General features: G+C 59.4%; 10 protein-coding genes. 2 read left to right on the plus strand and 8 right to left on the minus strand.

Annotated features, from left to right (window positions below; genetic code table 11):
* Window positions 1–17 precede the first annotated feature (17 nt).
* The 4 genes from bla to VEZ52_RS13025 form a co-directional block, all read right to left on the minus strand.
* Window positions 18–923, minus strand: a complete 906-nt coding sequence (gene bla / locus VEZ52_RS13010; RefSeq protein WP_414649521.1) for a class A beta-lactamase — start codon at window positions 921–923, stop codon at window positions 18–20.
* A gap of 114 nt (window positions 924–1037) precedes the next feature.
* Entirely contained in the window at window positions 1038–1694 is a 657-nt protein-coding gene (locus VEZ52_RS13015) for a LysE family translocator (protein WP_324837191.1), read from the minus strand.
* A complete protein-coding gene (locus VEZ52_RS13020; protein WP_324837192.1) occupies window positions 1688–1963 on the minus strand; it encodes a GIY-YIG nuclease family protein in 276 nt (91 codons plus the stop codon). The genes VEZ52_RS13015 and VEZ52_RS13020 overlap by 7 nt, the downstream gene beginning before the upstream one ends.
* Before the next feature lie 21 nt (window positions 1964–1984).
* A complete protein-coding gene (locus VEZ52_RS13025; RefSeq protein WP_324837193.1) occupies window positions 1985–2593 on the minus strand; it encodes a hypothetical protein in 609 nt (202 codons plus the stop codon).
* A 166-nt stretch (window positions 2594–2759) separates the two neighbouring features.
* On the opposite strand from VEZ52_RS13025, the gene VEZ52_RS13030 reads away from it, so the two are divergent.
* Together VEZ52_RS13030 and VEZ52_RS13035 are read left to right on the plus strand one after the other, a co-directional pair.
* A complete protein-coding gene (locus tag VEZ52_RS13030; protein ID WP_324837194.1) occupies window positions 2760–3434 on the plus strand; it encodes a tetratricopeptide repeat protein in 675 nt (224 codons plus the stop codon).
* A 253-nt stretch (window positions 3435–3687) separates the two neighbouring features.
* Window positions 3688–5784, plus strand: a complete 2097-nt coding sequence (locus VEZ52_RS13035; RefSeq protein WP_324837195.1) for a methyl-accepting chemotaxis protein — start codon at window positions 3688–3690, stop codon at window positions 5782–5784.
* 81 nt (window positions 5785–5865) lie between these two features.
* Here VEZ52_RS13035 and recJ read toward each other — a convergent pair whose 3' ends face one another.
* The 4 genes from recJ to gmk form a co-directional block, all read right to left on the minus strand.
* Window positions 5866–7599 (minus strand): single-stranded-DNA-specific exonuclease RecJ, encoded by a 1734-nt coding sequence (recJ, locus tag VEZ52_RS13040; protein WP_324837197.1) that lies wholly within the window; start codon window positions 7597–7599, stop codon window positions 5866–5868.
* A gap of 4 nt (window positions 7600–7603) precedes the next feature.
* A complete protein-coding gene (locus tag VEZ52_RS13045; protein ID WP_324837198.1) occupies window positions 7604–8458 on the minus strand; it encodes a tetratricopeptide repeat protein in 855 nt (284 codons plus the stop codon).
* Between the two features lie 19 nt (window positions 8459–8477).
* Window positions 8478–9188: an orotidine-5'-phosphate decarboxylase gene (gene pyrF / locus VEZ52_RS13050; protein WP_324837199.1), complete on the minus strand. Its 711-nt coding sequence runs from the start codon at window positions 9186–9188 to the stop codon at window positions 8478–8480.
* 179 nt (window positions 9189–9367) lie between these two features.
* Complete coding sequence (gene gmk / locus VEZ52_RS13055; RefSeq protein ID WP_324837200.1) at window positions 9368–9976, minus strand: guanylate kinase; 609 nt, start codon at window positions 9974–9976, stop codon at window positions 9368–9370.
* Window positions 9977–9986 lie beyond the last annotated feature (10 nt).

A 9986-nucleotide genomic window follows, 5' to 3' on the forward strand; every position in this document is an offset into this window, starting at 1 on the left:
TTTGCTGGTCAATCATGTCAATACATATTGTCAAGCGGCGTCGCAAGCCCTTCTGCGGCGCAGACCAGGCGAGTTGCCTGGGCAAGGATTTTGTCGTTTTCCGGTCCGGTCAGGCGCGATCCCGTGAGGTAGAGGGCCACAACCAGCGGTTTGTTTTTGCCATTGCGGGTCTTGGCTGCTTGCTCGGGGTTGCTCGGCGGCAACAGTACGCCCACATCGTTGGCAGTGCCGTTTTCTCCGCTGCCGCTTTTGTGCGCCGAGCGCCAGCCCTGGGGCGCTCCAACGGGGATGCGCCCGGCCCCGGTTGCGCATCCCAGCATCCAGTCCGTCATCTGTGTCCTGGCTTGCGCTTTCAGCAGGTTGCCGCAAAGCAGGTCGTTCAGGGTGCGGCACATGGCAAGGGGCGTTGTGGTGTCGCGCGCATCGCCGGGAATGGCTGAGTTCAGCTCCACCTCCCAGCGGTCGAGGCGAAACGTCGTGTCGCCAAAGCTGCGGGCAATGGAGGTCAAGCCCTCAGGGCCGCCCAGCTGGGCAAGCACAAGGTTGGCAGCCGTATTGTCGCTATGCTGGAGCATGGCTGCGCACAATTCTGCCACAGTCATGCCGTTTTCCAGATGTTTTTCCGTAACGGGCGACCAGGGCTGGATGTCGCTTTTGGCAAAATGGATTCTTTGTTCAAGAATATCTGGTTTGTCCCGCAGAACAGCTGACGCCGCCAGCACTTTGAAAGTGCTGCACATGGGGAAGCGTTCGTTCCCACGGTACGACAAAACTTTGCCCCCATTGCTGACGCGGGCTGCCGCGCCAAGCCTGCCGCCGCTTGACGCCTCAAGCTCGGCCAGCTTTTTTTGCAAGGATTTCCCCTCGGCTTCGGAAGGAGGAGAAGCCTCCGCGGAGGTGCAGGTAATAAACGCAGCGCTCATTGAGGCAATGGGGAGGGCGCAAAGGCCTGCGAGAACATAACGACGGGAACAACCGGAACTGAAATGCATTGTAACTCTGTATCCTTTATACATGTGCCTTGAGTGGTGGACTGCTCAGCGCCCGCTGAGCAGCAGGGCGGAAGCCAGCCCCACAAACACGCAGCCCGCCACACGCTGCATCATGATCTGCCCGCGCTTTGAGCGGTTGAACCATACGGCCAGACGGCCCCCAAGGGCGGCCACAGTCCAGAAAACTACTATGGTAGCCAGCATGAAGAGGCCGCCGAGGCTCAGTACCTGCAAGGCTACGCTGCCCCGAGCGGGGTCGCAGAATTGCGGCAAGAATGCCAGAAAAAAGAGTGAAACCTTGGGGTTGGTGACGTTCATCACTATTCCCCGGCGATAGAGCGTCATGTAGCCGGGGAAGTTGCTGCCAGCGCGGCCTTGGCTGGTGGTGCCCTCTTCTGCCACATCGGTTGTGGATGCCCCGGCGCGGAACGAGAGCCAGGCAAGCCAGAGCAGATAGCCCGCGCCCGCTACTTTGAGCAGGGTAAAGGCCAGGGCCGAAGTCTGAAAAATGGCGGCAACGCCCAGGGCAACTGCCGTAGTGTGAACGCACAGGCCTGTGACAAGCCCTAACGTGGTGATTATACCAGCGCCAACACCAAAAAGAGCAGACTGGGTGAGCACAAAGATATTGTCCGGGCCGGGCGCAATGCCAAGCAGCAGGGCGGCGGCAAAAAAGGCCATCATTGCATCAGGTGTCAGCATGTAACACTCTCTCCATCCAGCAGAAATTGTAGTTTTTGGGGGCGCGGGCGCGATTTGACGGCCAGTTCAAGCCGTAGAGCGTCCCCCTTGCAGGCGCAAGTCCGGCTGGCAATGAGCCGTACGGGCCGCCGCCCCTGCGTGTAGCGCGCGCCGCCGGGAACCTGCCCATTGTGCTGACCCAGACGGCGCTCGATATTTGTGGTGATGCCGCAATACAGCGTGCCGTCAGCGCACTCCAGCAGGTAGACGAGCCAAGTGCTGTCAGGCATTGCGCACAACCTCGGCGGGGCTCAGTCAAAGGCTCCGGCAAACCATGCCGTCAGCAGAAAGGAAACAGCCCAGTTGCCGATGCGCCACGTCCACGGATTGGGCAGGCGGCCCGTGCTGAACTGCCGCAGATCGCGCATAACGCCCATGACCGCGCCTATTATATGGAAGAAGACAAAGCCGATGCCCGCAAGAAAACCAAACTGGGCAAGGCAGACCATAAAGAGGGCAAAGGTCACGCTGGCGGCAAGGCAACCTGACTGATCGTTGCCGCCCATCCACACGCGCCCAAAATTCATGCCGCCGAGGCCTCCGGCCTGGCCGAAGGTTCCCCGATAGAAAAATCTGCTGCGGTACTCCTGACGCTCCGACTCCGCCGGGCCAGAACCTGCGCCCGCTCCATCCCCAAAGGGGCCGAAGCCTGGGGCGCTATTCCACCCATCACCCTGCGCCCTGGCATTGCCTTGCCCTGCTGTGCGCTGGCTGGCATTGCGTGGGTCTTCATGGTCGTGCAGAATTTCCACATCAACCACGCGCGGCGCGCCCGTTTTGGCCGCATCGCCCTCGGGCAAGGCAGCCTGTTCAGAAGTACCGGGTTGGTCGTGTCGCGGGCCGTGTGGGGGAACAGTCATGCAAAATCTCCTCAGAGCGCAAAAAAGGTTGGGCAAGCCCTGCGCCTGCTGTGTTTGTGCCTTCTGCCAGCTATGGCGTCAAGGGGCGGCTTGCCAACAGCCCGCGCTGGTACTACTGTCTGGCCGTGCAACTCCGGCGGCAAAGCCGGAATCAAAGGAGACGTTTATGAAAAAAATAGGTTCTGCAATCCTTTTGGCCGCAGCGCTGGCCCTGGGTTCTGGAATGGGTGCTACAGTTCAGGCGGCTCCCGCCAAAAGCGCCGAACAGACGCTGGATGAGGCCTGGACTGCGTACAATATCGGTCAATACAACAAGGTTGTGCAGATGGTGCAGCCTCTGGCCAGCGATGGCAATCCGCGCGCTCAGGTGCTGCTGGGCCGTTGCTACGAAAACGGCCTTGGGGTGACGCAGGATATGGAAACCGCGGCCAAGTGGTTTCGCATAGCTGCTGAGCAGAATTACGCCGAGGCGCAGGTGCAGTTGGGCTACCTGTACGAACTTGGGGCCGGGGTGCCCAAGAACGACACCGCCGTGGCCGATCTTATGAGCCGCGCCGCCGCTGCCGGCAATGCGGAAGCCCAGTTCAACCTTGCGCTTTATTACAGCCAGGGGCGGTATGGTTTTGCCAAGGATCCGGATCAGTCTTTTGCCTGGGCCAAGCGTTCTGCCGAGCAAGGCTTTGCGCAGGCGCAGCGTTACGTGGGCGCATGCTATGAATTTGGCGTGGGCGTGCCTGTAAATCCGTCTGAAGCCGCTGCGTGGTATAGCAAGGCCGCTGCCCAGGGGCTTGAAAAGGAAGGCAATATCTTTAATACCGAACGTGTGTACACCATGCCGTAAACGGTAACGTTTCTTTATTGCAAGACGATGCCCCCGAGTTATCCTGACCGGGGGCATCTTGTTTTTTTGAAAGCAATCACTGCACAGACTCTGCCCATTGCCATAAAGGTCAGAATCGTTCATGTTGAGGTATCCGTTAGTCTTGGCTTGTACAGGCATGCGTGCGTTTTGCCCTATTGCATATCCGAAACATGACGATAAAACTGAAAACTGCTCCTTTTTTCAGAACGGGCGTCAGGTACCGGGAGGCACTATGAAGCTGGGTCTTTTGACGAAGATGTCGCTGTACATCCTTATTCCGTCCATGCTTGGCCTGGCCCTTGTGGCTGGCATAAGCCACCATATGTCTGAAGACGCATTGCGAAAGCAGACCCGGCAGGATATTGCGGCCATTTTGAAAGGGCAGGAAGTGGGCTTGAACGCGGTCTTTGTATCCATGAAGGAAGCGCTTGCCCAGATTGCCGAAAATCGTCGCCTTCGCCTCTTCCTTGAAGCGTATTCCAATGGCGCTCCCATTGACCACAACGATGAGCTTTTTCTCAGCGCCCTTGAAGCCCTCAAGAATTTTACAGCCGTCAACAGCAACATCGCCACGTGCGGACTCATTGCGCCAGACGGCAAGGTTATTGTGCACAGCAAGAAGGGCGACACGCAGAAGTTCAGCAGCACCATTGGCGAAGATTTTTCAAAGCGCGTCTATTTTATCAACGGCATGAAGGGCGTGGTCAGCTCTGTCGGGCTGGTCAGCGTGGCCACCAAAAAAATGACCACCATCATAGGCATGCCCGTTAAGGACAAAGGCAAGATCGTAGGCGTTATTTACGGGGGCACAGACAACGACAAGCTGGCCAACGCCACCACAAACAAGGTTGATCTTGGTGATGTGGGCTTGGCCTTTGTTATCAATACGGAAGGCGTGATTGTACAGCACCCCGACCTGAAGCGTATCGGGCAGAAAGAAGCAGGCTCTGCCTGGGTGGCGGAAGTACTCAAAAACAAAAAAGGCCGTCTTGAATTTGTGAATGCCGAAGGGCTTGAAAAAATTCTGTATTATACAGATATGCCCGATGAAGGCTGGATATTGTGCCTGGAGCTGGACAAAACCCTTCTTTACGAACCCATCAGCGACATGCTGGTCAATAACGTGCTGACGGCAGTGGCTTGCGCCCTTGTGGTAGGCATTGTCATCTTTTTAAGTGTGCGCAGTATCGTGCACCTGCTGGGGGGGCTTTCCGGCATTGCCGAGGCCATTGCGGGCGGCAGGCTCGAATGTTCTGCGGCGGAGGAACGGCTGCTGCGAACCTCTGAAAAAAGAGGCGACGAGTTCAGCGTACTTTCATTTGGCATGGAGCGCATGATGGCCAACATCAAGCGCCTGCTGGGCGAAAGCGAGGAAAAAACCGCTGCTGCGCACAAGGCCACAGAAGAAGCCCGCCAGGCCACGGAGCGCGCAGAGCAGGCCGCCATTCAGGCCGAAAACGCGCGCAAAGAGGGCATGCTTGCTGCTGCGGGGCAGCTTGAAGGCGTGGCGGATATTCTTGCTTCGGCTTCGGCGCGGCTTTCCGAACGGATAGGGCAGTCAGAGAAGGCCGCTTCAGAATCCGCACAGCGCCTTACAGAAGCGGCCACAGCCATGAACCAGATGAACGCCACGGTACAGGAAGTGGCACGCAATGCTTCGGCTGCTTCGTCCACATCCGAGGAGACGCGCAGCAGCGCCGAAAATGGTTCGACTATTGTGCAGCAGTCCCTGCAAAGCATCGGTCAGGTGCGCGAGATTTCCCACGGGCTCAAGAGCGACATGGCGGAACTGAACGACCACGCTCAGGCCATTAACCGCATTATGAACGTGATCTCTGATATTGCCGACCAGACCAACCTTCTGGCTCTCAACGCCGCCATAGAGGCCGCACGCGCGGGCGACGCCGGACGCGGTTTTGCCGTGGTGGCAGACGAAGTGCGCAAACTGGCAGAAAAAACCATGGCCTCGACGCACGATGTGGGCAATGCCATCAAGGCCATCCAGACCAGCACGGCCAAGAGCGTGGAAGTTATGGAAGTTGCCTTGCGGCAGGTGGAGGTTGCCTCCGATTTCGCCGGGCAGTCTGGCGAAGCGCTCACCCACATTGTCGACAGTGTGGAGCTTGCGGCGGATCAGGTACGCGCCATTGCCACTGCCAGCGAACAGCAGTCTGCCACCAGCGAAGAAATCAACCAGACCATTGTGAAGATCAACGATATATCAATGCAGACCGCCAGAGCCATGGACGAAGCCGCTCAGGCCGTAACGGACCTTACGCGCCAGGCCAAGGCCTTGAGCGACCTGATTGCAGAAATGAAGCGGGGATAGCGCGCCTCACAGACTGAAAAGGGGCAGCCCGGCTGATTGGTGCCGGGCTGCCCTTTTATGCGTTACTATGAGGCTGGGCGATCAGGCTGGCCGCCAGTCCTTGATGGCGATATCCACCGAGGCGATGCCGTTGTAGGTGTCTATGCGCGGGGTGTAGGCCACAAGAATATGCTTGTTGATGAGGGAGGCGGGCAGTTCGTCAGCCATGCGCCATGCCTTTGCAGAAAGGGTAATGCCGCTGGCGCTGTCTGTCAGGCGCAAAAGCACATGTTCCCTGCTGCGCCCAAGAAAGGAACGCTCCTTGACGAGCAGTGGGGGCGATTGGAATACAGGCTCGGGATTTCCGGGTCCAAAGGGTTGCAACAGCTCAAGTTCCTTGAGGAAGTTGTGATCACCCGCCAGCTTGAAGCCCAGCTCGCATTCCAGCGTGATGCTGGGAAGCAGCGGGTTGGGGCCAAGCACTTCTTCCGCCACAGCGTCGAACCGGGCGCGGAATTCCTCCAGCCTTTCCGGCGCAAGGCGCACCCCTGCCGCCTGACGGTGCCCGCCAAAGTTCAGCAGGCAGTCTGCCGTGCGGGTCAGACCGCCGTGCAGATCAAATTCGCGCACGGAGCGGCCCGAGCCTTTGAGACTGCCCTGATCATCGCACACAATGATGGTAGGGCGGTAGTAATCTTCCACAATGCGCGAGGCCACAATGCCCACGATGCCGGGGTGCCAGTCCTTGCCGTAGAGCACAAGGCTGGCGCGCGGGCCGCGCGACAGTATGTCTGATGCCTGCGCCTTGGCTTCCGCGTAGATGCGTTCTTCTTCCTGACGGCGGGCCAGATTGAGTTCGTCCAGCTCCTGCGCCATGCCTGCGGCGGCAACGTGATCTTTTTCGCGCAGCAGGCGCAGGGCCAGTTCGCCCTTGCCCATGCGCCCAGCGGCGTTGATGCGCGGTGCTAGGCGAAAAACCGCCTGCCCGGCGCTCAATGCCGCAGCGGCGTTCATGCCGCTGGCAACTTTCAATGCCGCCATGCCGGGACGTTCCGCCCGTGCAATGCGGGTGAGCCCGCCGCGCACGAGTACGCGGTTTTCTCCGGTGAGGGGCATGACGTCCGCCAAGGTGCCCAGCGCCACCAGATCAAGGCAGTCGCCCATGTTGTGCTTTTTGCCCGTATGCGGGGCAAGGGCGGCGTTGACGCCCCCCATAAGGTAAAAGGCCACGCCCACGCCAGCAAGGTGCGGGTAGGGCAGGTCTTCTGCGGCGCAGATGCGGGGGTTGCAGATGGCGTGGGCAGGGGGCAGCTCTTCGGGCGGCAGGTGATGGTCGGAAACCACCACAGTCATGCCAAGCTCCCGAGCGCGCTGCACTGCCTGCACGTCTGAAATGCCGCAGTCCACCGTGAGCAGCACGCCGCAGCCCTGGGCGGCCAGCGCCTCGATATGCGGCACGTTGAGGCCGTAGCCCTCGCTGCGCCTGTCAGGAATGTGCCAGTCTGCGTGGATGCCGTGGCTTTCAAGCACATCCAGCACCAAGGTGGCGGCGGTCACGCCGTCCACGTCATAATCGCCCCAGACTGCCAGCTTTTTTCCGGCCAGCAGTTCAGAAGCCAGCAGGCTGGATGCCTCGGGCAATTGGGGCCAGCGGTCAGGGGGCGTGAGTGAATCAAGCCGGGCGGACAAAAAAGCGTCCATGGCATCTCTTTCGGAAAGGCCACGCCGCCAGAGAATCTCAAGAAGTAGGGGCGAGATGGAGAGAGCATCTGCCCATTGCCGGGGCGGCGTGGGGCAGATGTTTTGCACAGGCTCGCGGATCAGCCAGTTTTTCAATGTGTTAACCCGCCGTTTTGGGTTTCTGCGCGGCCCCGTTTTGTGCGGCCTGAAGTGCGGCGCGTACACCTTCTATGCGGTCGGCGGGTACGAGCTGTTTCTGAATGAGCCATGCCAGAAATTTGAGCGAGGTTTCGTGCCGGGGGGCCAGTTCAAGCGCTTTCAGCAGATAATCAACGCACTGGCCGATGTCCTTGAGCTCAAGCAGCACGCGGGCCATATTCATGTACAGGTTTTCGTCAGTGGGCGAAAGTTCAAGAGCGCGCTGGTAGTATTCAAACGATTCCTGCAGCATCTTGCTTTTGCGAAGATTGATGCCGAATTCATTGAACAGGTGCTTGTGCTCTGGCTCAAACGCGGCTTCGAGTTTTACCAGGCGTTGAAAAATGTCCTGCGCCTTGGCGTTGTCACCCCGCTCAAGATAGGTCAGCCCAATGCCAAAGTTGGCCCGCACGTTTTCTTCATCCACCTTGAGGGCGCGCGTGTATTCAAATTCGGCGGCAAAGTTCTCGCCATTTTCGCGGTGTTCGTCGCCGTTATCAATACTGCGCTGGATCTCCTGCATTTTGGGGAAAACGGAATTGAGATAAAATTCCGGCTCGGGGGAGAATTTGGCAATAAGCTCGTCCAGGGTGATCTTGCGCTTGGGGCCGCTTGGCACATAGTTGGTATTGAGCGGCTGGCAGTCAATTTCCTTGCCGTGCTGCTCTATAAACCAGAAGGTTTTTTGCACGGTCTTGCGCGTGGTCGTGCCAGTACCCACCCTGCGGACTTCCTGAGTGGAGAAGACCCCACGAACATCGGTTTTGCCGTTGCTGTGGGAATCGCCTTGCGCGCTTTTGGGCGTTTGACCGGCCATGCTCATCCTCAATACTTCTTTATGGGTGCGCGGAGGTCATTTCCTCCGTAATCTGCCGGGCCATTGCCAGCGGGTCCGGCGCAGCCGTGATGGGCCTGCCCACAACCAGATAGTCAGCTCCTGCCGCAATGGCCAGAGCGGGCGTCATAACGCGGCGCTGGTCGCCAGCGGCGGAACCCGCAGGGCGTATCCCCGGGCAAAGGCAGCGCAGGCCAGGGCAACTGGCCTTGATGGCTGCAGCCTCATGCCCGGAGCAGACCACGCCGTCAAGCCCCCACGGCCCGGCCTGCCGGGCCAGAGCCAGAGCAAAATCAGCGGGCGAGGCCTCTATGCCGGGCATTTCGCCGGGCGCAAAACTTGTAAGCACGGTCACGCCAAAGAGCAGGGGGCGCTGCCCGGAAACCCCGGCTGCCGCCTCTGCCGCAGCGCGGCACATGCGCTCGCCGCCCTGGCAGTGCAGGGTCAGCATGTTTACCCCAGCCGCAGCCGCAGCTTTGACAGCCTGCGCCACAGTGTTGGGAATGTCGTAGAACTTCAGGTCAAGAAAAACGCTGAAGCCCATTGCGGACAGTTCTTCCAGCAGGCCGGGGCCTGCATGGGTGAACAGCTCCATGCCCACCTTGCACCAGGGCACCGTGCCGCGCAGTTTGCGCGCCAGCGCGAGGGCAAGCTGTTTTTCGGGCAAATCCAGAGCTACCGCCAGTTGCGGCCTGTGCTGCTGCGTGGGCATGTTGCTCCCTGTGCTGCTCGCGGCCAGGAGCCCGGCTGCACGAACAAAATATGCGGTTTCAGGTCTTTTGCCCCAACACGCATGTCGTGCTGCGGCGGGGGCGGATCATTCTTGCTGGCGGTCTGCGGAGCAGTCCATGGCAGTCCATGGCAGTCCATGGCAGTGCCGGTCAGCGCGCATCAGCGGTTGAGAATCTCATCCAGCAGGTGCGGATTGCGCGCAGGTGCAAGCCCCGCAGCCACATACACCGCCCGCAGGGCATCGTAGGCCATATCCAGATTGTCGTTCACAATGACAGAATCATACCAGCGGGCCTGAAGAATCTCTGAACGCGCATTGACAAGGCGGCGCGCAATGGTTGGCTCGTCATCCAGCCCGCGCCCGCGCAAGCGGTTTTCAAGCTCGTGCAGGCTGGGGGGCAGGATAAAGGCGAACGTGGCTTCAGAAAGGGAAAGCTTGAGCTGCGCCGCGCCCTGTACGTCAATGTCAAAAAGCACGTCCTGGCCCTGATGCAGTTTTTCCTTCACCGGGGCCAGCGGCGTACCATAAAAATTGCCGTGAACCTCGGCCCATTCTGCAAAATAGCCCTGCACGCGCCGTTGCTCGAATTCTTCGTGGCTCAGAAAAATGTAATCTTTGCCGTCCACTTCGCCCTGGCGCGGTTGCCGCGTCGTGCACGAAACCGAGTAGCCAATATGCGGAAATTCCGCCAGCAGGCGTTTGACCAGTGTGGTCTTGCCTGCGCCAGACGGTGCGCTCAGCACCAGTGCTATGCCTTCGCGGGGCATCAGTCCCCTT

Source organism: Desulfovibrio sp. (genome assembly GCF_035644575.1).
Lineage (GTDB): Bacteria > Desulfobacterota > Desulfovibrionia > Desulfovibrionales > Desulfovibrionaceae > Desulfovibrio.

Bases quoted from the DNA above. Each gene is read 5' to 3' on its own strand.
- bla (WP_414649521.1), bottom strand. From the start codon at position 923: ATGAGCGCTGCGTTTATTACCTGCACCTCCGCGGAGGCTTCTCCTCCT.
- VEZ52_RS13015 (WP_324837191.1), bottom strand. From the start codon at position 1,694: ATGCTGACACCTGATGCAATGATGGCCTTTTTTGCCGCCGCCCTGCTG.
- VEZ52_RS13020 (WP_324837192.1), bottom strand. From the start codon at position 1,963: ATGCCTGACAGCACTTGGCTCGTCTACCTGCTGGAGTGCGCTGACGGC.
- VEZ52_RS13025 (WP_324837193.1), bottom strand. From the start codon at position 2,593: ATGACTGTTCCCCCACACGGCCCGCGACACGACCAACCCGGTACTTCT.
- VEZ52_RS13030 (WP_324837194.1), top strand. From the start codon at position 2,760: ATGAAAAAAATAGGTTCTGCAATCCTTTTGGCCGCAGCGCTGGCCCTG.
- VEZ52_RS13035 (WP_324837195.1), top strand. From the start codon at position 3,688: ATGAAGCTGGGTCTTTTGACGAAGATGTCGCTGTACATCCTTATTCCG.
- VEZ52_RS13045 (WP_324837198.1), bottom strand. From the start codon at position 8,458: ATGGCCGGTCAAACGCCCAAAAGCGCGCAAGGCGATTCCCACAGCAAC.
- pyrF (WP_324837199.1), bottom strand. From the start codon at position 9,188: ATGCCCACGCAGCAGCACAGGCCGCAACTGGCGGTAGCTCTGGATTTG.
- gmk (WP_324837200.1), bottom strand. From the start codon at position 9,976: ATGCCCCGCGAAGGCATAGCACTGGTGCTGAGCGCACCGTCTGGCGCA.